Here is a 23,544-nt window from a genome sequence, read left to right as displayed (position 1 = left end):
TGATAGTTTATGCCCCTATTTTACAATTAATATGAGATACGTTTATTTAATATTAGCACTAATTTGCTTTAATATTTACCATGTGCAGGCTCAAAATAGCCGGCAGTTAAGTGGTACCATAGTAGATTCAACAAGGCTTTCTTTACCAGGCAGCAACATTAAGCTAAAAAATGAGCTTGGAGACAGTACAGTAACCATTGCAGATGTTAACGGAAAGTTTTCGTTCCCATCAGTTAAAGGCAATAAAATAACGCTCGTTATTACATCAATAGGGTATGATGGTTTGATAAAACATTATACGCTTCAGCCTGATAATAAGCCGGTGGTTTTAGACCCCATAATTCTAAAATCTGCTACCAAACAACTGGGTGCTGTTACAATTGTTGGCGTTAACCCTGTAGTTTTTAAAGAAGACACTGTTCAATACAGCGTAAGTGCATATAAGGTACGCGAAAATGCGCCAATTGAAGATGTATTGAAAAAAATACCTGGGCTTGATGTGGATAAAGACGGAACGGTTACAGCCCAGGGAAAACAGGTTACAAAGGTACGGGTAAACGGTAAAGATTTTTTTGGAGGAGATGTATTGAGTGCCACAAAGAACCTCCCGGCCGATGTAATAGAAAGTGTTCAGGTGATCGATGATTATGGTGACCAGGCCAATTTAACAGGAATTAAAACAGGTGAGCCCGATAAGATCTTAAACTTTACTATCCGCAAGGATAAAAACTATGGCTACTTTGGCCAGGCTACCGCCGGCGACGGCTCAGATCTTTTGCCTAAAAAACCGGGTGTTGATAATGATAACCGCTACATCGGCCTGTTGAACTTTTTTAAGTTCAAAGGCGATCAGCAGATTTCTGTTATAGGAAGTATAAACAATACCAATGTTAATACCTTTAGCTACGGTACCCCAACAGGTGGCGGTGGCGGATTTGGTGGTGGGGGCGGACGCCGGAACGCAGCACGAGGCTCATCAAGCTCAACCGTAAACCGTGATGGTATAACCGATGCGCATTCAATCGGTTTAAATTACAGAGATCAATGGGGGAAAACGTTATCGGTTTATGGTAGCTACAGTTTTACAAATAATACCACGTTTACTAATTCAACAACATTTCAGGAGAATGGCTCTGCGACAAGAAGCACCAGCAATCAGATAAGCCAAACTACAACTAACCCAGTCAATCATCGTTTCAATTTTAACTTAGAGTGGAAGCCCGATACCTTAAATTACTTAAAGGTAACCCCAACTTTTACTTATAGTGGTAGCGATGTAACAAGTTATGATAGTGTATCATCAACAAGACAGGAAGTTATTAATAAGGCTTATACTTCAAACTCTGTAAGTAATACATCATCACCAAACTATGGCATTTCTGGCTTTTTCAACCACCGCTTTAAGAGTACCAAACGTAACTTAAACATTGGCTTTAATGCAAGTTCAGTCAAAAGTTATGAGTTTGACAATCCTATAAATAAATATACTATAGGTGTTAGTTCTGTGCCTGCATATCAGTATGTTTACACAGATAGCCGTACCAACTCTTATGGTGTTAACGTATCTTATTTGGAGCCAATAGGAAAAGTATCTTACCTGGAGCTTAACTATGCTTTTAATCACTCTTTTACATCGAGTGATAAGGAAACAGATACACTATATACTGGAAACAGGTTTCATAAATATGACTTGTTGAGCAATAATTATAACTATACTTTTACAACACATCGTTTTGGCCTTAATTATCGAATAATCGAAACTAAGTATAACCTAACATTGGGTATAGGCGGATTGCCAGCCAATTTAGAAGGGATTAACCTGATGAACAATGTGTCTACAAAGGTTAATACTTTTAATATTGTGCCTGCCGCAAGTTTTAATTATACGTTTTCCAGAAGCCAGGCTTTAAGATTTAATTATAATGGTAGCGCCAATCAGCCTTCTTTTAGCCAATTACAACCGGTTGCAGATTTTAGTAATGCATTATATCCGGTACAGGGTAACCCTGACTTGAGGCCAGAGTTTACAAATAATTTCTCATTGCGTTATAATGCATTCAGTTTTCAATCAGGCAACATGTTTTTGATTGGGTTGAACTTTACTCAAACAAATAACAAAGTAGTACAGAACATCATTACTTATCGTGATTTTGATGAGGCTGTATTAACAGCAAATCCTTCTCTAAGGAACTTGCAAAACACAAACTTCATTAATTATTTAAATGCCGATGGTTACTATCAGGGAAGAGCAAATTTTATATACTCTAAACCATGGAGTGAGCGTAAATATACTTTACGTGTAGGTGGACAGGTTGCTTATACCAATAATATCGGCTTTTCGCAAGACGTAGATTCACTAAATAATTTTACTCCAATTGCTAAAAATATCGCAAAAACATTAACACTATCTCCTCAAGTACGTTTTAGGGTTAATATTGATGACATAGTGGATGCAGAAGCATTCTCAACCCTGTCTTTGAATAAAACTAATAACTCATTAAATACCGTTCCAAGTTCAAACGTTAAATCTATAGACCTGGGTATAAATGGAAAAAACTATGTTTGGAAGGATTGGACAATTAGTTACGATTATACAAAAACGCTTAACTATGGATACTCAGGTAGTATTGCCATAAAAAATCCTAATATTTTTAATGCTTACCTTGAGCGCCGGTTTTTAAAAGATCACCGTGGAACGGTTCGTTTAGCTGCCTATGACATATTTAATGAAAATACAGGTTATTCTGTGATAAACAATGGGTCTGTAAGAACAGAAAGCAACGTAAACAGGCTTGGCCGGTACTTCCTGCTAACCTTTACATTCAGGCTTCAAAAATTCTCTGGTAAAGCGCCTTCAGAGCCTAACCGCGGTTTCCGTGGCGGTAATGGTGGCGGTCGCGGCAATGATGGGCCTCCTCCGGGCGGCGGTCCATATTAATAAAAAAAATCCATCTGGCTACCAGATGGATTTTTTTTATTAAGTGTTATTTAACTGTTTATTGTTTTTACAAGTACAGAGTTAATTACTTTTTCCAGCTCCTCAAGGTCAAAGGGTTTGGCTAAATAGGTTTCGGCGCCCGCGTGGTCTGCCAGCAGTTGTATGTCGCTGTTTGCAGAGAAATAAACTACCGGGATATTTTTTAATACCTCATCCTTTTTAAGTGTCTGCGTAGCAATTATGCCTCCGGCATCGGGTATCCAGTTATCCATTAAAATAACATCCGGCGATATAGCGGATACTTTATCGGTGATATTGTTACAATCAGTAAACGTGTGAACCTGCCAGCCCTGCTCTTCAAGGATATAACTACAGATAGACAAGATGTCCTCATCGTCATCAAAAATGACAATCGTTTTTTGTTTTTCGTTCATGGGTAATGTGGAACGTGAAACTAAATATAAGTTTCAAAAAAAACAAATTTTTTAATTAGCGTGTAAGAAATGTGTGGGAATGACACATTGGTATCTAATCATCCCGATCTAACAATGAGATCAACCAGCCCAGCCTTCCCTGTCCAAACTTCTAAAATGAATGGCTTCGGCTAAATGCTCTAATTGAATGTCTTCGCTGCCTGCAAGATCTGCAATGGTGCGTGCAACTTTAAGTATGCGGTCATAAGCCCTTGCAGATAGACCAAGCTTTTCCATCGCTTTTTTTAATAAGGTTTGCCCTGCAGCGTTGATCTTACAAATATCCCTTACCATTTGGGGGCTCATTTGGGCGTTGGCATGCAGATCTGGTTTATTTCCAAAACGTTCAATTTGGAATTTCCGGGCTTTAATTACCCTGTCGCGTATAAGTCCGCTTTTTTCAGCGAGTCTCTCAGAAGATAATTCATTAAAATTTACGGGCGTAACCTCAACATGCAAGTCAATACGGTCCAGAAGCGGGCCTGATATCTTACTTAGGTACTTTTGCACGGTACCCGGGGGACAAATACACTCTTTTTCGGGGTGATTGTAATAACCGCAGGGACAGGGGTTCATGCTGGCTATCAGCATAAAGCTGCTTGGATAATCAATTGTAAACTTTGCACGGGATATAGTGACGCGCCGCTCTTCAAGCGGTTGACGCATAACCTCAAGGGCGGTACGTTTAAATTCCGGAAGCTCATCTAAAAACAAAACGCCATTGTGGGCCAATGATATTTCGCCCGGCTGCGGATTGCTTCCGCCGCCAACAAGCGCCACGTCTGATATGGTATGATGCGGAGACCGGAACGGCCTTGTAGTCACTAAGGCATCGGCGGCAGAAAGCTTGCCGGCAACAGAATGTATTTTAGTAGTTTCTAACGACTCGTGCAAACTTAATGGAGGCAGTATAGAAGGGAGCCGTTTTGCAAGCATGGTTTTACCGGCCCCCGGCGGGCCTATCAATATTACATTATGCCCCCCGGCTGCGGCAATCTCTAATGCACGTTTGATGTTTTCCTGGCCGCGTACATCACTAAAGTCATTGTCGTAATTTGCAAGGCTGTCAAAAAATTCTTCGCGGGTATTTACAACTTCTGGCTGCAGAGGCCCGTTTCCATTAAAAAAATCCGCTACTTGTTTAATGTTTTCTACACCATATACATCCAGTTCGTTAACAATAGCGGCCTCTCTCGCATTCTGTTTAGGAAGAATAAAACCTTTAAACCCTTCTTTGCGTGCCTGTATGGCAATTGGCAAGGCGCCTTTTATAGGTTGCAAGCCCCCGTCAAGTGAGAGTTCGCCCATGATCAGGTACTTTTGTAATTCTTCTGCTTCAATTTGGCCCGATGCAGCCAATACGCCGGTAGCGATGGTAAGATCATAAGCAGAGCCTTCTTTTTTTATATCGGCAGGTGCCATATTAACTACAACCTGTTGCCGCGGCATGCGGTATCCGCAATTTTTCAAAGCCGACTCTATTCTGAAATAACTTTCTTTAACGGCTACATCCGGCAGGCCAACAATAAAATATTTGGTGCCCGCTGCAATGTTCACTTCAACTGTTATGGTAATTGCCTGTATACCATAAACCGCACTTCCAAAGGTCTTAACTAACACGCGATAGGTTTTTGAAGCGAAAGATAAACATTTGTAATAAAAGTACCGGCCATTTATAGTAAAAGCGAAATAGTAAGAATTAACAGGTGCTTTAAGGAAACTAAACAGTGTAATGTAACATTATAGGGCCGTTTTCCGTCATACTTTATACTAAACATCTGTCACAATGAGTTCATCACTAAACTTTTTAACGCACAATGCGGCAAAAAGCATAAGAATAAATCAAATAAGCAAGCGTGTAATTTTAAGCAAAACATGCAGCGGAGGCAAACTGACTATATACGAGCATGAGGTTAGCGTAGGTTTAAACTCGGCTATTGAAATTTGTAATGACGAGGATAAGGTTATCCTTGTTGCCGAAGGTAAATTTGTTCTATACGCCTGTGAAAGAGAATACTTTGCAGAGAAAGGCAGTAATATACTGGTACCCGCGGGCATTAAACATCATTATAAGAATATAGGTACGCAGACCGGTAAACTTCTTATAACGTTAACCCCGGGCGGAAAAGAGCGCTTTTTAAGCGGTGACGTTTCGCGTGTAAAAGTATATGGTAAAAATACCGCAGCCATTACAGCTGCGGCAAATCAGCTTGAAGTTACCTGAGTTTGATGGCGCTAACGCCCTCATTGGTAATTTTAACAGGATTTATCAATCCATTTTTATCAAATGTCATTTTGTCTATACAGGTTACGCGATGATTGCCATCAGTTTCGGTAAGCGGGCGGCGGTGGTAAACAATATACCATTCATCTTTGCCCGGAACCTGAATAACCGAGTGGTGGCCTGCGCCGGTAGCTACTGCAGGATCTTGTTTTAAAACAACTCCAACTTTTTTAAACGGGCCGTTTATGCTGTCGCCAATGGCGTAAGCTACTCGGTAATCTGGACCCGTCCAGCCACCTTCAGACCACATAAAGTAGTATTTGCCATTACGTATAAACATAATTGGCCCTTCAACATAGCCTTTTGGGGTAATTTCTCTGTAAGTGGTGCCATCGGCAAAAGGCTCAAGCCCGGTAAAGTCCTTTTTTAGTTTGGCTATATTGCAATGGCCCCAGCCACCATAAATGATATAATATTGACCATCTTTATCTTTAAAAACAAATTGGTCTATAGGTTGTGCACCGTTAATGATTTTATCAATCAGCGGCTTTCCTAAATAATCTTTAAAAGGGCCCTCAGGCTTATCGGCAACCGCAACGCCTATACCACCTGTTTCATTATTGTTTTGGATATCATTGGCACCAAAAAAGAAGTAATACTTGTTATCTTTTTTAACGATAGCTGGTGCCCACATGGCCCGCTTGGCCCATTTAACATTTGATGAATCAAGTACGTTTTCGTGCTTGGTCCAGTTCACCAGGTCGGGCGATGAGAAAGCATCAAAATGCACCTGCTGATTATATGGTGCCGAGTAAGTAGGATACACCCAATACTCCTTGCCAAAGATAGTTGCTTCCGGGTCGGCGTACCAGCCCTGGGCAATAGGGTTACCTGATGTTTGCTTTTGTGCAAAGCCATTTTGTATAAAACCGGCTGCAACCAATAGTGCTATAAATATTTTTTTCATGCTTTTGATAACTAAGAGCGCAAAGCGTTTACCATAACGCTCACACAAGTCCCTAAATAACTAATAAAAGCCGGATTTTGAAAATATACAGGTGTATCAATCTGCTAAATCAGGCTTCTGGGACATACGCTTTTGTGCAAGGTGGTCATTATTTAACTCATAGCGTGTTTTCGGAAGGCTGCCGGGATAATTTTCTGCCAGGAATTTAATAAGATTTTCCCTGATGTAACACCGGAGGTCAAAAGCCATAGAAGAATTTCTGGCGCTTACCAGTGCTCTCAGTTCAAGCGTGTTTTCCCGGGCGTCAGTAACTTGTAAAATTCCTACCCGTTTGTCCCAAAGAGGCGAGGCATTAAGTAGCCTGGTTAACTCTGTGCGCAATGCTTCGGTGGGTACAAGATAATCAACATATAAAAATATAGTACCCAATAATTCAGCCGTCGAGCGTGTCCAGTTTTGAAAAGGTTTCTCTATAAAATAGGTGATAGGAAGTATCAGGCGGCGCTGATCCCAAATATTTAACACTACGTAAGTGAGTGTTATATCTTCAACGCGCCCCCATTCGCCTTCAACAACCAGTACATCGTCTATGCGTATAGGTTGTGTAAAAGCTATCTGAAAGCCCGCCAGTAAGTTACCAAGTGATTTTTGAGCGGCAAAACCAATAATTATACCACCTATCCCTACACCTGTTAATAACCCTGCGCCAAGCTTACGTACGTTATCAAAACTCAATAATATAAGCGATAACGAAATAAGGATAATCAATATATTAGCTACCCGCCTTATATATTGTAGCTGGGTACGTATCTTACGCTCTTTTAAATTGTTTTCCTTGTTAAAATCGTACCTGTAATATATATAATCTTCAAGAATGTTAATGGACTGCATCAAAACAGATGCAAATGAAATGATAAGGAAAATACCCAGCCATAGCTTGAAACGGCCCTCATAAACTTCTTTGATAGCTAAAAAAGGCCAAAGAACATTTAATATTAAAAGGGGAATAAAGTGATTGAGCGGGCGGCTTAAATGAACAATTATAGAGCGAAATAACGAATAATCTGCAGGCTTTCTACCACGATAACGTTTTAAAAGCAGCGTTACTATAATTTTGAATATAAAACCAACAAACAGTATAAAAGTTATTAAAACGATATTCCATAACCAGGCAGGCATGTTTTCAGACCAATCATTAATCCTTTTTTCCATAGGCAAATAAGTTTAATTGTACTTATTTACACAACGGAACAAAAAGCCATTTAGTTTGAATAATTATCATTGATGCTGTTTTACATATTATTTATTTAAGATAATCATGTACGGCCTGGTCTACATCTATCAGATCTATACCGGCTTTCAGTACTTTCCAATTTTCATCTAATAAATAGTATACTGGTACTGCCTTGATTTGCCAGTTAGTAACGTTAGGCGATTGATCGCCTTTAAAGTCAGAAACATTTACCCAGCCTGGTTTCCCATGTATAATTGCTTTGTTCCATGCTGCTTTGTCATTGTCCAGCGAAACGCTTACCATAGCGAATTTGGGGCGGTCGCTCGCTGTTAATATCAGCCCGTTAGCCATTTTAGCGTGGTTGCGGCTAATAACCTCACTTCCTGCTTTCCAAAACTCAACCAATACTAACTTGCCTTTTAAGGATTCCTTATTGAAAAGCTTTCCATTCGGCAAAGTACCCGTTATCTCGGGCGCTATTGAGCCTGCTACTAATTTTGAAAGCACCGAAACCTTATTGGCAACCTTTATGGCATCATCGGTGCTTTTTGCTTCTTCTGATAATTTGCTGTAAATGGTTGCATATTCCTGGGCATATTCATCAATGTACTGTTCTGCTATTATATGTGCAGCGGCTTTACTGTTCGGGTTCTTGCTGACATATTCCATGAGTATCTTGGGCTCCAGTTTCCGCCGTTTTATCTGATAGCCGCGGGTTTTGTTAATTAAGGCAGTACGTTCTTTTGGTGGCAATGCCTTTGCTTCACGTGTATCGATATACGCTAATAACGAATCGATAGTATGATTCAAGGTGCCTGCCATTTTATTTTCCAGCTTATAGTAATCGCTAAGCTCCTGCTGTGTTTTTGATGTTGAAGTAATTTGCGGATAGCTGCTACCCGGATCTTCCAGATCAATTTTGTATTTATTATCTTCCAGGTATATGGTAAAACTCCTTTTATCCGAAAGGGGTTTAGCTTCATCAATGATTGTAAGCTGATAATAGCCAGGTGTTTGTACCGGCATATCTATAGTAGCCTCTCCATCTTTTATGGATTGTGTAAAAACCTGTTCGTTATATTGTGTGAGAATTAGTTTACCAGCACGAATGTTGCTGGCGTTTAGTGTTAACTCAAGTTTAGATGATGATGTGCAGGCAGTAAGCATAAGAACTGCCGCTAAATATGTATAGTATTTCATGTTGCGTACAAGGTGCCCGAAATTAACAATTTTTAGAATTGTGTTAACAACTGGCTGAGGCTTACTTTTTAATGACGCAAATTAGATTGTTTCTAAATAGGTATTAAGTCTGTTTTAAGCTGAAACCATTTATATCTTTTGGCTTTTAATAAATACTTTTGCGAAAAAATAAATCTATTAATAATGAGTGAATTTAAACAAACCTTTAACTCCTCGCTGGGAAAAAAGCTTATCATGGCTTTAACAGGCTTGTTTTTGTGTACCTTCCTGATTGTACACCTTGGAGGTAACCTGTTACTATTTAAAAATGACGACGGTTTTGCCTTTAACAGCTATGCTAACTTCTTAACGCACTTCCCCCCGATAGAGGTTGTTGCATATATATTATACTTCTGTATAATTCTGCACTCTATCTACGCATTGGTACTTACCATCAAAAATCGCAGGTCCAGGCCTGTTGTCTATGCCGTTCAACCTAAATCGCCGGCATCATGGTCATCAAAAAACATGGGTATTTTAGGGTCGATCCTCTTGTTGTTCATCGTTATACACATGGGCGATTTCTGGTTCACTTACAAGTACAATAACATACTTGGTTTTAAGGAGTACCGCACTAACCAGTTAACCGGCGAAACAACCGTTAGCAGTTTTACCCCGCCAAACCCCGAATTTGAAAGGTCAATCTCAACAGAAAAAGATGTGGAGATAGTAAGAGTTAAAGATCTGCATTCGCGCATTCAATGGAGCTTTAGCCATTTATGGTATGTAGTGTTTTATGTTATTGCCATGTGGGCAGTATCATACCACTTGTTGCATGGTTTCCAGAGCGCGTTTAAAACCTTAGGTTGGGTACACAAAAAATATAACGGCATTGTATCCTTTATAGGTACCTGGCTGTTCGCCGTTATCATACCCGTAGGTTTTGCCTTAATGCCAATTGTTTATTATATACAGAGTTTGGGGAAATAGATTTCAAGATATAAGAATCAAGAACCAGGACTTACTTTAAACTGAATAGAAACAAAAAGGATAAAAATAGGAAGCACTAATCAATCTTAACTCTTGATTCTTGTCTCCTGATTCTTGTCCTCTCTAAATAAAAACAAATGAGTTTAGATGCTAAAATTCCGCAAGGCCCATTAGCCGAAAAATGGAGCAAGCATAAATTTAACTTAAAGCTGGTAAACCCGGCCAACAAGCGTAAATATAACATTATAGTTGTAGGTACCGGTTTGGCAGGCGCATCAGCGGCGGCTTCATTGGCCGAACTGGGTTATAACGTAACCGCTTTTTGCTTTCAGGACAGCCCTCGCCGTGCGCACTCTATTGCTGCGCAGGGTGGTATAAATGCTGCAAAGAACTATCAAAACGACGGCGATAGTGTTTATCGTTTGTTTTACGATACCATTAAGGGGGGCGACTATCGCGCCCGCGAAGCTAACGTACACCGCTTGGCCGAAGTATCTGTTAATATTATTGACCAATGCGTGGCGCAGGGCGTACCTTTTGCCCGCGAGTACGGCGGTTTGTTAGATAACCGTTCGTTTGGTGGTGCGCAGGTATCACGTACCTTTTACGCCCGTGGCCAGACAGGACAGCAGCTCCTTTTAGGCGCTTACTCCGCGCTTAACCGCCAGATACACTTAGGCAAGGTTAAAATGTACACCCGCCACGAAATGCTGGATGTGGTTATGATTGATGGCCATGCCAAAGGCATTGTTACCCGTAACATGAAAACCGGCGAAATAGATACCCATGCTGGCCATGCCGTATTACTTTGCACAGGTGGTTACGGAAACGTATTTTATCTATCAACAAACGCGATCGGATCAAACGTTACGGCAGCATGGCGTGCTCACAAACGCGGAGCGTACTTTGCCAACCCTTGCTACACACAAATCCACCCAACATGCATACCGGTTACCGGTGATCATCAGAGTAAGCTTACACTGATGTCCGAGTCGTTACGTAATGATGGTAGAGTTTGGGCGCCTAAAACGGTTGAAATAGCCAAAAAGCTGCGCAATAAGGAAATTACCGCGGCGCAGGTAAAAGAAGAAGACCGTGATTACTTCCTGGAAAGAAAGTATCCATCGTTTGGTAACCTTGTACCACGTGACGTAGCATCGCGCAACGCTAAAGAAATGGCTGATGAAGGCCGCGGTGTGGGTACATCTGGTTTTGCGGTATTCCTTGACTTTGCTGATGCAATACAGCGTTTAGGTGAAGATACCGTTCGGGCCAAATATGGTAACCTGTTTGACATGTATTACCAGATTACTGACGAAAACCCGTATAAGCAACCAATGCGTATTTACCCGGCTGTACATTATACAATGGGTGGCCTTTGGGTAGATTATAACCTGAGCACCAATGTTCCTGGGTTATATGCTTTGGGCGAGTGTAACTTCAGTGACCATGGTGCTAACCGCTTAGGCGCTTCTGCGCTGATGCAGGGCTTGTCTGACGGTTATTTCGTTATTCCTTATACCCTGGGCGACTACCTCGCTACCATTGGCCCAAAACCGGTTGATAAGAGTCATCCGGCATTTGAACAGACAAAGCAAGATGTTGTTGCCTACGTTAATAAACTGTTATCTCTTAAAGGCACAAAAACGGTTGTTGAATATCACCGCGAGCTTGGACACATTATGTGGGAGTACTGCGGCATGGCCCGTACAGAAGAAGGGCTGATCAAAGCGAAAGGACTGATACAGGAGCTTAAAGCGGATTTCTGGAAAAATGCCATTGTAACCGGCGAAAACGAGGAGTTCAATTTAGCCCTTGAACGTGCAGGCCGTGTAGCCGACTTTATAGAACTTGGCGAACTGATGGTTACTGATGCGCTGATGCGGAGAGAATCATGTGGTGGCCACTTCCGTGTGGAATCGCAAACAGAAGAAGGGGAAGCGCTTCGTGACGACGATAACTTTGCCTTTGTTGCAGCCTGGGAATGGAAAGGTGATAATCAGCCCGAAGAATTGCACAAAGAGGAGCTGGTATTTGAAAATGTTAAGTTAACACAACGTAGTTATAAATAAGATGTGAGATTTTAGACATGAGATGTGAGATAACAGATCTGTCGTAAATCAAATACAAATGCATAACCTTACAGAGCTTAAAATTTGGAATAAAGCAATTGATCTTGCTACAGATGTATATCAAGCGACATCAAGATTTCCTGTTGATGAGCGGTTTGGTTTAACCAGTCAGTTAAGGCGTGCAGCTGTTTCAATTCCGTCAAATATTGCGGAAGGAGCGGGACGAAATTCAAATAAGGAATTTTGTAACTTTTTAGGGATTGCTAATGGATCATCGTATGAGGTACAAACACAGTTGGTCATCTCTAACAAGCTACAGTTGTTAATGGACGATACTTTGAACGATTTATTAAAGAAGATTGAGGAATTGCAGAAAATGAATTATGCGTTCCAACTAAAATTGAATAAATAAAAGACTGAGTGAAAGAAGAGAGCTTGTCTCAAATCTCACATCTCATATCTCAAATCTCAATATTATGAGCGGAAATATGAACCTGACGCTGAAAGTATGGCGGCAAAAAAATGCGCAAACTCCGGGTAAGTTTGTGACTTACAAAGCAGAAAGCATATCACCAGATATGTCTTTCCTGGAAATGCTTGATGTGGTTAACGAAAGCCTTATTAAGCAGAAAGAAGACCCGATCCATTTTGACCATGACTGCCGCGAAGGTATCTGCGGTATGTGCTCTCTATATATTAACGGCCGTCCGCATGGGCCAAAACGTGCTATTACAACCTGCCAGTTACACATGCGCAGCTTTAGCGATGGCGAAACCATTACTATTGAGCCATGGCGCTCAGCTGCCTTCCCGATAGTTAAGGATTTGGCTACAGACCGCTCTGCGTTTGACCGTATACAACAGGCCGGTGGTTACATATCAGTTAATACCGGCGGTGTGCCGGATGCCAACTCAACCCCTATACCCAAGGTGGTAGCAGACGAGGCTTTTAACTCTGCTACTTGCATTGGTTGCGGTGCATGTGTTGCTGCATGTAAAAATGCTTCGGCAATGTTATTTACATCTGCTAAGATCACTCAGCTTGGTTTGTTACCGCAAGGCCAGCCGGAACGCTGGAGCCGTGTACAGGCCATGGTTAAGCAAATGGATAAAGAAGGTTTTGGCAACTGTACAAATACCGGCGCCTGCGAGGCAGAGTGCCCTAAAGAAATTACGCTTACCAACATCAGCCGTATGAATAATGATTTCTTCAGCGCGAAATTATTCCGCGAAGAGCATATACATGATCATACCGGCGGCGAATAAGCATTAAATTAACTCACAATAAACAAAGCCCGGCTGTATTATACAACCGGGCTTTTACATATTTGAGAATAGGGATTTACGCTTTCTTAACGGCGCCTAATATATCGTCAACAGAAGGCTCTTTATCAAAAGCTTCCACCAGCTTGCCGCTATGGTCATAAATGGCAATGTAAGGAGTGTGTTTAAGCTGATAATAGCGCTGTACCTTGTATGTATACCCTTCTGTGCCTAATGTGAAGTTCTTGTAAGGCTTAAGGCCATAATCGTTTTCAAATGTTTTAACCATCCGGATGTCGGTAAAGGTTATCATCACTACCTGGATGTTTTTGAGCTTGTTCATTGAAGGCTTAAGGTCTCTGATAAGCTTTTGACAATGGGGGCAATCCGGCGCGAAGTATATCAGCATTACAGGCGTATTTTTAGGCAGATCTGCCGGCGTAACATATACGTCATTAGTGGTTAATATTTTGTAGGGTGCAATTACCGGCGGTATATTCTGTGCACGTGTACAACTAAAGCCGGCAATGATTAATAATAATAGAAACGTTATCTTTTTCATTTCTTTTAGTTTCATGAGTAGTTATTTAAGCCTGCAGCAATTCAATTTGCCAGGCAATGTGTTCCTCTGTTACGGGGAATAACGCATTTTGGCGCACTGTATGATAAACAGACTCAAAAATTTGATTATAATCTCCCCGGCACGAGGCCACCTGTTCAACGCATTTTTGGTTGTCGGGGTTTACAATGGTCAACTGTCCTTCATTGTCTGGGGGCTCAATACCATATTCCGGGTTGTTGGGCATCATGCCTTTATCTAACTGCGCTTCCTGCACATCTGCCCTGTTTTTAATGAAGCTACCTAAAGTGCCATTTATCCAAAACCCAGGCGTTTCGCCCGCTATCTGCAGGCCAGATGTTAGATAAACGTTCAGTTGATTAGGATAAAACAAATGATAGTGAAAATAGTCAGGCACCTCAGATCCGTCCCTGTAAATGCCGGTAGTTTTATAAAATGATAGAGGTTTGCCAAATAATGCGATGGTGTTATCAATCAAATGGGCTCCTAAATCGTAAACCAAACCTCCGGCGGGTACGCCTTTGGTCTCTTTAAAGGCTTTAACGCCAATGGCCGATTTATAGCGGTCCATCCGGAAGGTTACCTCTATTAACTTGCCCAGGCGGCCGCTTTCAATAACCTGCTTAGTGGCTAAAAAACCACTATCATAACGCCGGTTCTGATAAACCATCAGATGTTTTCCTGCTTTTCTGGAGGTTGCAAACAGCTCCTTAACCTCTTCGGTAGTAGCAGCTGCCGGTTTTTCAAGCAGTACATGTTTACCTGCGTTTAAGGCCTGTATGGCGTGCTCAAAATGCAGGTTGCTTGGTGTGTTTACAATAACCAGTTCAATCTCCTTATCGGCCAGTAACTGCTCAATTGAGTCATAACTGGATACGTAAGGATAGATTTGATTGGCTTTTTTTTGATGCCGCTCTACAATAGCTTTTAAGGTAAAATTTGGATTGGTATGAACAAACGGAGCATGGAATATCCTGCCAGACATGCCATAAGCCATTATACCGGTAACAATTGGTGCTGCCATGGTGGTAAATTTATTACAATAACCCAGATAACCGAAAAATATGTGCAATAAAAAAGGCGTGATAAACACGCCTTTAAATATAAGTTTATGAGGTTGGTTTCAGCTTATGCGTTCTCTTCCTCAAGTGCCATTTGCTCGTCAACCAATATGCGGCCACAATGCTCGCACACGATGATTTTTTTACGCTGACGGATATCAGACTGGCGCTGAGGCGGAATTTGGTTAAAACAGCCAGAACATGAATCGCGCTGGATGGTAACTACTGCCAAACCATTTTTAGCGTTTTTACGCAAACGGCTGTAAGCAACCAGCAAACGTTCTTCAATATTTTGCTGCGCTTTTTCTGCCTGTGCCGTTAATTCAGTTTCTTCTTTTTCAGTTTCTGCTGTAATTGTACCAAGCTCTTCTTTTTTAGCTTCGAGATCAGCACGGCGTGCGTCAAGATCAGCCTGGGCTTTTTCAAAAATAGCGGTTTTAGAGTTGATCTCGTACCCATACTCGCGAATCTTCTTTTCGCTTACCTGTATATCAAGGCCTTGTATCTCAATTTCTTTAGAAATCGCATCATACTCACGATTGTTTTTTACATCGTTAAGCTGCGCCTCGTATTTTTTTATGTTAGCCTGGGCTTCTTTTATCAGGTTTTTGCGGGTTACAATTTCATCTTCCAGATCGTCAAGCTCATTTTTAATTTTTTGGATGCGGGTTTCCAAACCGGCTACATCATCCTCCAAATCAGCAACCTCCATAGGCAGCTCACCTCTTACCTGGCGTATCCTGTCAATCTTGGTGTGGACGGTTTGCAGTTCGTATAAAGCTTTAAGCTTTTGTTCTATGGTTTGTTCCATTAAATAAAATATTTGACGGGGTTTGTATTCACTTTTGTTAAACGGATGGCAAAGTTAACAAATTTTTTTTGAATAATTTCGTACAATAATTGCTGCGTAAATTGCTCACTTTCAAAATGTCCGATGTCGGCAATTACTATCTTTCCTTCGGCATCAAAAAACTCATGATATTTATAATCGGCAGTTATAAAAACGTCCGCACCGGCCGCTATGGCATGCTTCAGTAAAAAGCCTCCGGAGCCGCCGCATACCGCAACTTTTTTTACTGCCCGCCCTGTAAATGCCGTGTGGCGGATCACCGCACAATCCATACTTGCTTTAACCTCTGCTAAAAAGTCGGCTTCTTCCATGGGGGCTTCAAGCTCACCTATCATACCGCTGCCTACCTCCTGGTGCTGATTGGTAAGATTATACAGATCATAAGCTACTTCTTCGTACGGATGGGCCAGTACCAACGCCATAATGATCTTACTTTCTAATTGCGCCGGGTAAATGGTTTCTATACGTACCTCATCTTCATGATGCCTGACACCGGGTTCCCCCACATACGGATCAGAGCCTTCCCCGCCTTTAAATGTACCTATACCTTCCGCATTAAAGCTACACTCGCTATAATTGCCTATATGGCCTGCACCTGCATGAAACAATGCTTTACGTACCTGCTCTGCCTGTGCCTCGGGGACATAGGTAACCAGTTTTTTTAGCAGGTTTTGTTTAGGCGCCAGTATGCGTGTGTTCAGCAGTCCGAGTGTTTCACATATCCTGGCATTCACGCCCGTCATAATGCTATCAAGGTTGGTATGTATAGCGTATAAAGCTATATCATTCCGGATGGCTTTTTCAACAACCCTTTCTACATAAGTTTTTCCGTTAAACTTCTTAAGGCCTTTAAAAACAATGGGGTGGTGTGAAATTATTACGTCGCAGGCGGTAGCAATGGCTTCGTCAACAACAGCTTCTGTACAGTCTAAAGACACCATTGCCTGGAATACTTCTTTATCTGCGTGGCCAACAATTAAGCCTGCATTGTCATAGTCTTCCTGGTAAGATAGAGGAGCAATACTTTCGAGGTAAACTGTAAGCTGGGAAAGTTTCATACACTAAGGTAACAAGGAGGGAGCATGTTCGGAAATAAATTTAGATTGACTACAGGATTATATCGCGTTTGAAAGGAATATTGTTTTTATTATTTGCCTGATAATCAAATGTTCACGTGTGTTCATACGTGTTCATGTGGGTTCGTGAACACTTACGCGTCTGGAAATGTGCATAATTAATAACCGATATAACAGTAGCCTGTGACTAAAAATGAGGTCCATGAGATATGGGCTTAACACATGTTAACAGTAGGAATTAAGGGCGTGAAAACTTTTTGGCTCGAATTTAGTTAAAGGAATGTTAGTAAATTTTTAAACCATAATTTATTAAAATAATGAAAGTCAGACTACTTATACCGATACTGTGTATTATAGCTGTTGCTGGCACCAGTTGTGTTAGTAACAAAAAATACAAACAATTACAAGCAGATTATAACAAACTTGACAGTAACACACGCGAATTAAGAGGCCGTTATTTATTAAACGAGCGTAATTATGCTGTAGCGTCAGACCGCATTAAAAGCCTTGATGATCAGCTGGCATCTGAAAGGGCGAATAATAAACAGCTGCAATCTGCCTTAGATAAATGTTTAACATCAAGCGGGCAGGGTAACGTTAATATCTCTAAGCTTGTTGATGAAATAAACCGGTCGAACCGTTACATACAGGAACTGGTGAATGCTAAAAATAAAAGCGACTCGCTTAACATGGTCCTTACCAATAACCTAACCAGATCTTTAAGTCAGCAGGAGATGTCTGATGTGGATGTACAGGTATTAAAAGGTGTTGTATATATTTCATTATCTGATAAAATGCTTTATAAATCAGGTAGTTATGAAATATCAGACAAGGCCGGTTCTACCCTTAGCAAGATAGCCAAGATCATTAAAGATTACAACAATTACGATGTACTGATAGAGGGTAATACTGATAATGTGCCAATTTCACAAAAAAATATCCGGAATAACTGGGATTTAAGTGCCTTAAGGGCATCATCAGTAGTGCAGGCTCTGCAGAATAACTATCAGGTTGATCCCAAACGTTTAACTGCAGGAGGGCGGGGAGAGTATAACCCTATTGCCGATAATAGTACAGCTGCTGGAAAAGCAAAAAACAGAAGGACACAAATTATTATTACGCCTAAGCTTGATCAGTTTATGGACCTGATTGGTAAGGCTCCTAATGAAACGCAACCCAAACAGTAAGCAAAATTTATTTATGTAAAACGGCAGCCGAAAAGGCTGCCGTTTTTTTTTAATTATTAGCATTAAAACCATGATTACGCAGCCAGCTGCGTCTGTACCTTGTTAATCAGTGCTGTCATATCAAATGGCTTTTGCAGAATATCATCCGGGGCTCCATTTTGGTTAAGCGCGTCTTTAAGATTTTCTTCTGATGAGCAAATGATTACAGGAAGGCTTTTGGTTTCTTTGTCCAGTTTTAAGATCTGGCAAATATCCCGCCCGTCCATTCCCGGCATACGGGCATCCATGATCAAAAGGTCAGGATGATTATGTTTAACTTCTTCAATAACATGCTCTCCGTTATACAGCGAAAGAACATCGTACCCGCAGTTGATAAGTATATAACTCATTACCTCTACTATCAGCTCGTTGTCGTCAACTATCAATATCTTCTTTGTCATGGCTGTATATCCCTCTCTTACAGCTACATTACAAAGCGTGTGCCGAATTAACAAACTTCAAAATAAAAGGAGCAGACAATGCCGCTCCACTACAGTTTAAGATACGGATATCAAATATGGATAAATAATTCTTCTTTTGGTCTTCGTACTTTCACAAGCTTACTATAAGGGTCATCCTCTGCACGGTAGCCTATTGCAGCAATTACAGTTGCGGTTAAGCCCTGTTTTGTAAGCCCAAGAATTTCGTTAAATTTTTCGGCATCAAAGCCTTCCATTGGGCAAATATCTACATCTTGTTCGGCTGCTGCACTTACCAATATTCCCAAAGCAATGTAAGCTTGTTTTTGCGCCCATACAGTTAACTGTTCAGGAGTGCGTCCATTAATTGCCCCTAATACCATACTTTCAAATCCAGCAAGTGTTTCACGTGGAACGCCGCGTACTGCAGCTACATTGTCTATATACTTTTTGCCAAATTCTTCATTAATGTTAGTTTCTGCCGCAAAAACGATTAACTGAGAAGAGTCTGTAATTTGCGATTGGCCGTAGGCTGCTTCTTTAAGTTGCGCCCTTACTTCTGCATTTTCAACCACTATTACCCTATAATGCTGCAAGCCAATTGAGGATGGGGCAAGTTGCACAGCGTTCAATATATAATGAAGTTTGTCTGTATCGATTTTTTTTGTGCTATCGAATTTCTTAGTGGCATACCGCCAGTTTAACTTATCTACTAAAGTCATGACTTTGAATTAAATATATGCGCAAATTTATATGTTGCAACATTTAATACAGTCATGTGAAGGTAACTATAGTATCAGGTTTAAGTAAGAATCAAAATTCGTCAGCAGTGGATAGTTGTTCAATGTCCTCTCCATCAAAATAAATAAGTTCTTTAGATGGCTCTATTTTAAAGTTATAATAGGAATGCTGACCTACATGGTCTTTTGTATAATCTTCGCAGCCAAAGGTTACCTGGATATCATATAGCAGCTTTATCCTGCCAGTTAAACCATTAGTATCGAATTTAATTACATCAACCTGTAAATTGCTTATTAAAGACGGGCCGAACCAGGGTTTGTTTTCATATTGCAAAGCTGATAGTATGGCGGGATATGCGATGCTATCAGGGGTAAACAGCGTAATGATAAGGTTTGCTATCTCATCAGCGTTATCTGGCGTTGTAAAGCCTTTTGGCAAGGCAATCTCAAACGTTTGTTTCATTTATTTAATCAGGGCATCCGATTTTTTAGCTCCTTTTCCTTTTGTTTACCCTCTTCTTTTAGTCGCTTCTTTTCCGCCTTGATGTCTTTTTTTGTTTTGCCCGCTGTGTCAATGTTGTCTATGCGGTATTTATAATCGGCTTTAACCTTTTCAATTTCTTTTTTCAGGCGTTCTTTTATCGCATCATTGGTTTCTTCTATCCTTTTTTCAAGGTTAGCCTGTGCAGTATCTTTTTTGCCAAATAAACGCTGAAAAAAGTTAAGGTGTTTAGGCTCTTCTGCTGCAGGCACTATCCCAACACCAATGTTGTTATCGTCGGTTTGTTGCAGCAGGCTGTCTGCTTCAATAGTATCCACAGGGGCAACCTCGCGGCGCAGCCCTTCGCGCAGGCGCACGTTATAAAAGCCGTATGCGTTACTATCTGGTTGTGTAAGGCCTTTTTTGGCCATTAAGCGGCCAATCAGATTAAAATATCCATGTAAGCCTCGTCTCAGGTATCCATCCGGCTGAAAAGCATATAAACCCGCTTTGGGGTTAGGTACAATGCTGGCCAGAAATATACTTTCGCCAAGCGTAAGCTCTGAAGGTTCTTTGGCAAAATAAAACCTTGCGGCCTCGCCAATACCATATATGCCGCGCCCCCATTCAATAATGTTAAAATACACTTCAAGCATGCGGTTCTTGCTCATTATCTGGTTATTTTCTATCAGCCAGACTATCATTATTTCCTCTATCTTCCGCGAAAGCGTTTTACTACGGACTAAAAATGCGTTTTTGATTAATTGCATAGATATCGTACTGCCGCCCCTTACAAATCGCTTTTCCTTAATATCGGTTATAAATGATTTACGGATAGCCTCGTCAACAAATCCGCGGTTAGTGTAAAATGATGGGTCTTCAGCAGTCATCACCGCATTTCTTAGATGAGGAGAAATGTTTTGTAACCGCACAAATTCAGGGTTTTCGGGGCCAATGATGTGCGGGGGCATTGGCTTATCATATTCATACGGTGTGTATACAAATGTTTTATTAAGCTTTTCTAAATCGGCTTTGCCATATTGCAGTATCTTAAAATCGTTGCTTTTCTGAAGGCTGGAGTTAAACACCATATCATCGATATGCGCCCAGTTAAGAAACATATTAAGGCTATAATTAAGTTTACCTTTGACCTTCATACCTTCCAGTGATTGGAACATACCTGTAGGGAATGAATCAAAAAAATCCTGCCCATTTTGCCAGCCAGTCTTTATTTTAACTTCATATATTTTGACCGGGTTAAGCGTGTATTTAATAAATGGGTTAGCGGTTAGCTTTTTCAGATGAATAACTGATGAGCTATCCAGCGAAACAAAGTTTTCTCCTACTACAAAATTAGCGTCAATTGCGCCATTAGGTACGATAATGTTAGTTGTGGACAGCCCCGGATGGTTAAGCAACAGATTGCGAACAGACCAGTAACCTTTGATCCTGGTTTCGCCGCTGCTGTGGCTAACATTGGTGAGCCGGGTTGTAATGGTATCAAAATTTAGTTTGAGCTTGAATTTTTTTTCGATGATAGGCAGTTCAACTTTCTTTCCCTCTGCATAAAGTTTTACATCGATATCCTTATCAGACGGAATCATCTTTCCGTCAATATGCCATGTAGATTCACCATCGTTTACTTTGATGGTTGATGTTAGCTTGCCATCGTTTATCAGTGCTTTTGTTGCCAGCATTTTCATGCGGGTGCTATCATCTCTAAAACTCACCAAAAAATTACGGAGCGAGAGGTTATCGGGTATTTTGTATAAAACCTCGTTGATCAGTTTATTTGAAACATCGGATAGATCAATCTTATGGCCGGTATTGGTAGTGTCTTTCTTTTTTTTGAATAAAAAATCAAAATTTTTAACGCCTTTAACACTTGTAAGGTTTAAATGCCCGTCATCCAGCACAACGTCGCTAAACTTTATATTGCCAAATATTAATGGCAATATTTTTACGCTTACTGTAAATGTTTTGACAGAAAAGAGGCTATCACGTTGATAAGGAACAACACTTATATTGGAAAACGCAACCGTTGAAGCCCCTGTAAATTGTGCTGAACCTATTTTTACATCTAAATTATATTCGCTTTTAGCTTTTGCCTTAGCTTTGCTTATTGCTTTTTGCAAGAGGTCTGCACGTTTAGAATAGGCAACATAACCGCCTATCAATATCATCACAAATATAATTATGGCCGATATAACAGCAATGCGGGCATATTTGGGGTTTATGTGTATTCGGCGCATAGGCAAATTTTGCATCAAAACTAACTAAATATAACGAGCAGCAAACGGTTGCAATCTGTAAATTGTTTTTCTTAACAAACGCATGCTGCTACCTGTTTTCGTATTTTTGCGCTTAAATAAATATGAATATTACAAAAGAACAAGTTTTACAAGCACTTAGCCATGTTGAAGAGCCCGATTTGAAAAAAGATCTGGTAACCTTAAACATGATACAGGATATAGTTATCGAAGGTAATAAGCTGGCCTTTTCGGTTGTGCTTACTACACCTGCATGTCCCTTAAAAGGGCTGATTGAAAATGCCTGCCGTAATGCTATTGCACATTTCATAAGTAAAGATATTGAGGTAAATATTACTATGACATCGCACGTAACCTCTCAGAAGAATACAGGTGTGCCCGGTGTTAAAAATATCATAGCGGTTGCATCTGGTAAAGGCGGTGTAGGGAAATCAACAGTATCTGTTAACCTTGCCCTGGCATTATCAAAAACCGGTGCAAAAGTTGGGTTGATAGATGCGGATATTTACGGCCCGTCTATCCCTATTATGTTTGGCCTTGAAGGTGCAAGGCCGATGGCTACACAGGAAAACGGTAAAACCCGTATAGAGCCAATTGAAAAATATGGTATTAAGCTTTTATCCATCGGCTTTTTCACCGACCCTAACCAACCCGTACCATGGCGCGGCCCAATGGTATCAACCGCCGTTAAACAACTGTTCAATGATGCGGATTGGGGCGAGCTTGATTACCTGGTGATAGACCTGCCCCCTGGCACCGGCGATGTACATATCACCGTGACCCAAAGCTTCCCGGTGACCGGCGCAGTGGTTGTAACTACGCCCCAAAACGTAGCCTTGGCCGATGCTAAAAAGGGAATAGGCATGTTTATGATGAATGCCATAAATGTGCCCATTATGGGTATTGTAGAAAACATGGCATACTTTACCCCGGAAGAACTGCCTGACAATAAATATTATATATTTGGACAAGGTGGTGGCAAAAGGCTGGCATCCCAGCTTGATGTGCCATTTTTAGGTGAGATCCCGTTAATTAAAGGAATCAGCGACTCGGGGGATGCCGGGAAACCAATTGTACTTGAAGAAGACGGGCCCATGACTACCGCATTTATAGAAATGGCAAAGCGTGTAGCTCAGCAGGTTTCTATTTGTAATGCTCAAAGAGCTGATACTTTAAATGTGGTGAATAATTAATATCTTTACTTAATAATTTAATTAAATAAAATGAGTTTAACAGATCAGGTGGAAGCAGCGTTAGATACCATCAGGCCTTATTTAGAGGCAGATGGCGGTAACGTTTCTATTGAAGAGATAACCCCTGAAAAAGTGGTAAAGCTTAAGTTACTTGGCTCGTGCGGCTCTTGCCCCATGAGCATCATGACACTTAAGGCTGGTATAGAGCAGGCCATTAAAAAAGCTGTGCCCGAAGTTACTTCCATAGAAGCGATTAACCTGACCGACATTGATGACCCAAATGCGGTGCTTCCTGAAAATTTAAGATAG

Annotated in this window: 22 protein-coding genes; 9 read left to right on the top strand and 13 right to left on the bottom strand. The window is 40.9% G+C overall.

Translation table 11 applies throughout. The features are described 5' to 3' along the window. The first annotated feature begins 31 nt into the window (after window positions 1–31). Window positions 32–2,938, top strand: a complete 2,907-nt coding sequence (locus tag ACFQZX_RS16740; protein WP_377117520.1) for an outer membrane beta-barrel protein — start codon at window positions 32–34, stop codon at window positions 2,936–2,938. A 50-nt stretch (window positions 2,939–2,988) separates the two neighbouring features. Here ACFQZX_RS16740 and ACFQZX_RS16735 read toward each other — a convergent pair whose 3' ends face one another. Together ACFQZX_RS16735 and ACFQZX_RS16730 are read right to left on the bottom strand one after the other, a co-directional pair. Beyond that, window positions 2,989–3,372: a response regulator gene (locus tag ACFQZX_RS16735; protein WP_377117518.1), complete on the bottom strand. Its 384-nt coding sequence runs from the start codon at window positions 3,370–3,372 to the stop codon at window positions 2,989–2,991. A gap of 120 nt (window positions 3,373–3,492) precedes the next feature. Then, window positions 3,493–5,031, bottom strand: coding sequence for a YifB family Mg chelatase-like AAA ATPase (locus tag ACFQZX_RS16730; RefSeq protein ID WP_377117516.1), 1,539 nt, complete (start codon window positions 5,029–5,031; stop codon window positions 3,493–3,495). 166 nt (window positions 5,032–5,197) lie between these two features. Here ACFQZX_RS16730 and ACFQZX_RS16725 point away from each other — a divergent pair, with 166 nt between their 5' ends. Continuing rightward, window positions 5,198–5,635 (top strand): cupin domain-containing protein, encoded by a 438-nt coding sequence (locus ACFQZX_RS16725; RefSeq protein ID WP_377117514.1) that lies wholly within the window; start codon window positions 5,198–5,200, stop codon window positions 5,633–5,635. Here ACFQZX_RS16725 and ACFQZX_RS16720 read toward each other — a convergent pair. The 3 genes from ACFQZX_RS16720 to ACFQZX_RS16710 form a co-directional block, all read right to left on the bottom strand. Further along, on the bottom strand, window positions 5,628–6,602 hold the full coding sequence (locus tag ACFQZX_RS16720; RefSeq protein ID WP_377117512.1) for a glycoside hydrolase family 43 protein: 975 nt from the start codon (window positions 6,600–6,602) through the stop codon (window positions 5,628–5,630). The two genes, ACFQZX_RS16725 and ACFQZX_RS16720, sit on opposite strands and share 8 nt — an antisense overlap. Before the next feature lie 96 nt (window positions 6,603–6,698). Next, window positions 6,699–7,814 (bottom strand): mechanosensitive ion channel family protein, encoded by a 1,116-nt coding sequence (locus ACFQZX_RS16715; RefSeq protein ID WP_377117510.1) that lies wholly within the window; start codon window positions 7,812–7,814, stop codon window positions 6,699–6,701. Between the two features lie 91 nt (window positions 7,815–7,905). Continuing rightward, window positions 7,906–9,036 (bottom strand): TlpA family protein disulfide reductase, encoded by a 1,131-nt coding sequence (locus ACFQZX_RS16710; protein ID WP_377117508.1) that lies wholly within the window; start codon window positions 9,034–9,036, stop codon window positions 7,906–7,908. 183 nt (window positions 9,037–9,219) lie between these two features. Here ACFQZX_RS16710 and ACFQZX_RS16705 point away from each other — a divergent pair, with 183 nt between their 5' ends. The 4 genes from ACFQZX_RS16705 (at window position 9,220) to ACFQZX_RS16690 (ending at window position 13,342) form a co-directional block, all read left to right on the top strand. Beyond that, window positions 9,220–10,005 (top strand): succinate dehydrogenase cytochrome b subunit, encoded by a 786-nt coding sequence (locus ACFQZX_RS16705; protein WP_377117506.1) that lies wholly within the window; start codon window positions 9,220–9,222, stop codon window positions 10,003–10,005. Window positions 10,006–10,142: 137 nt separating this feature from the next. Continuing rightward, the gene (locus tag ACFQZX_RS16700; RefSeq protein WP_377117504.1) at window positions 10,143–12,077 is read left to right on the top strand and encodes a fumarate reductase/succinate dehydrogenase flavoprotein subunit; all 1,935 of its coding nucleotides are present in this window, start codon (window positions 10,143–10,145) and stop codon (window positions 12,075–12,077) included. Window positions 12,078–12,135: 58 nt separating this feature from the next. After that, window positions 12,136–12,489 carry a four helix bundle protein gene (locus ACFQZX_RS16695; protein WP_377117502.1) on the top strand — a complete coding sequence of 118 codons (354 nt, stop codon included), beginning with the start codon at window positions 12,136–12,138 and terminating at the stop codon, window positions 12,487–12,489. 64 nt (window positions 12,490–12,553) lie between these two features. Beyond that, complete coding sequence (locus ACFQZX_RS16690; protein WP_377117500.1) at window positions 12,554–13,342, top strand: succinate dehydrogenase/fumarate reductase iron-sulfur subunit; 789 nt, start codon at window positions 12,554–12,556, stop codon at window positions 13,340–13,342. Window positions 13,343–13,418: 76 nt separating this feature from the next. Here ACFQZX_RS16690 and ACFQZX_RS16685 read toward each other — a convergent pair whose 3' ends face one another. From ACFQZX_RS16685 to ACFQZX_RS16670, 4 genes are all read right to left on the bottom strand, one after another. Next, window positions 13,419–13,916 carry a TlpA family protein disulfide reductase gene (locus ACFQZX_RS16685; RefSeq protein ID WP_377117498.1) on the bottom strand — a complete coding sequence of 166 codons (498 nt, stop codon included), beginning with the start codon at window positions 13,914–13,916 and terminating at the stop codon, window positions 13,419–13,421. A gap of 10 nt (window positions 13,917–13,926) precedes the next feature. Continuing rightward, entirely contained in the window at window positions 13,927–14,943 is a 1,017-nt protein-coding gene (locus ACFQZX_RS16680) for a Gfo/Idh/MocA family oxidoreductase (protein ID WP_377117496.1), read from the bottom strand. 104 nt (window positions 14,944–15,047) lie between these two features. Further along, the gene (locus tag ACFQZX_RS16675) at window positions 15,048–15,791 is read right to left on the bottom strand and encodes a zinc ribbon domain-containing protein (protein WP_377117494.1); all 744 of its coding nucleotides are present in this window, start codon (window positions 15,789–15,791) and stop codon (window positions 15,048–15,050) included. After that, window positions 15,791–16,888, bottom strand: a complete 1,098-nt coding sequence (locus ACFQZX_RS16670) for a Nif3-like dinuclear metal center hexameric protein (RefSeq protein ID WP_377117492.1) — start codon at window positions 16,886–16,888, stop codon at window positions 15,791–15,793. The genes ACFQZX_RS16675 and ACFQZX_RS16670 overlap by 1 nt, the downstream gene beginning before the upstream one ends. Window positions 16,889–17,223: 335 nt before the next feature. On the opposite strand from ACFQZX_RS16670, the gene ACFQZX_RS16665 reads away from it, so the two are divergent. After that, entirely contained in the window at window positions 17,224–18,093 is an 870-nt protein-coding gene (locus ACFQZX_RS16665) for an OmpA/MotB family protein (RefSeq protein WP_377117490.1), read from the top strand. 74 nt (window positions 18,094–18,167) lie between these two features. Here the strand turns inward: ACFQZX_RS16665 and ACFQZX_RS16660 are convergent, their stop codons facing one another. The 4 genes from ACFQZX_RS16660 to ACFQZX_RS16645 all read right to left on the bottom strand — a co-directional run bounded on the left by ACFQZX_RS16660 (window position 18,168) and on the right by ACFQZX_RS16645 (window position 22,024). Then, window positions 18,168–18,533, bottom strand: coding sequence for a response regulator (locus tag ACFQZX_RS16660; RefSeq protein WP_377117488.1), 366 nt, complete (start codon window positions 18,531–18,533; stop codon window positions 18,168–18,170). A gap of 110 nt (window positions 18,534–18,643) precedes the next feature. Continuing rightward, window positions 18,644–19,273, bottom strand: coding sequence for an NAD(P)H-dependent oxidoreductase (locus ACFQZX_RS16655; protein ID WP_377117487.1), 630 nt, complete (start codon window positions 19,271–19,273; stop codon window positions 18,644–18,646). A 91-nt stretch (window positions 19,274–19,364) separates the two neighbouring features. After that, window positions 19,365–19,754, bottom strand: a complete 390-nt coding sequence (locus ACFQZX_RS16650; protein WP_377117485.1) for a hypothetical protein — start codon at window positions 19,752–19,754, stop codon at window positions 19,365–19,367. Window positions 19,755–19,762: 8 nt separating this feature from the next. Beyond that, window positions 19,763–22,024 carry a transglycosylase domain-containing protein gene (locus ACFQZX_RS16645; protein WP_377117483.1) on the bottom strand — a complete coding sequence of 754 codons (2,262 nt, stop codon included), beginning with the start codon at window positions 22,022–22,024 and terminating at the stop codon, window positions 19,763–19,765. A 122-nt stretch (window positions 22,025–22,146) separates the two neighbouring features. Here ACFQZX_RS16645 and ACFQZX_RS16640 point away from each other — a divergent pair, with 122 nt between their 5' ends. Together ACFQZX_RS16640 and ACFQZX_RS16635 are read left to right on the top strand one after the other, a co-directional pair. Then, window positions 22,147–23,235, top strand: a complete 1,089-nt coding sequence (locus ACFQZX_RS16640; RefSeq protein WP_377117480.1) for an Mrp/NBP35 family ATP-binding protein — start codon at window positions 22,147–22,149, stop codon at window positions 23,233–23,235. Window positions 23,236–23,265: 30 nt separating this feature from the next. Next, window positions 23,266–23,544 (top strand): NifU family protein, encoded by a 279-nt coding sequence (locus tag ACFQZX_RS16635; protein WP_377117478.1) that lies wholly within the window; start codon window positions 23,266–23,268, stop codon window positions 23,542–23,544.

It is taken from the genome of Mucilaginibacter litoreus, assembly GCF_042676805.1.
GTDB lineage: Bacteria > Bacteroidota > Bacteroidia > Sphingobacteriales > Sphingobacteriaceae > Mucilaginibacter > Mucilaginibacter litoreus.
The sequence above is the reverse complement of the archived record's forward strand: the minus strand, read 5'-3'. Positions and strand labels throughout refer to the sequence as shown.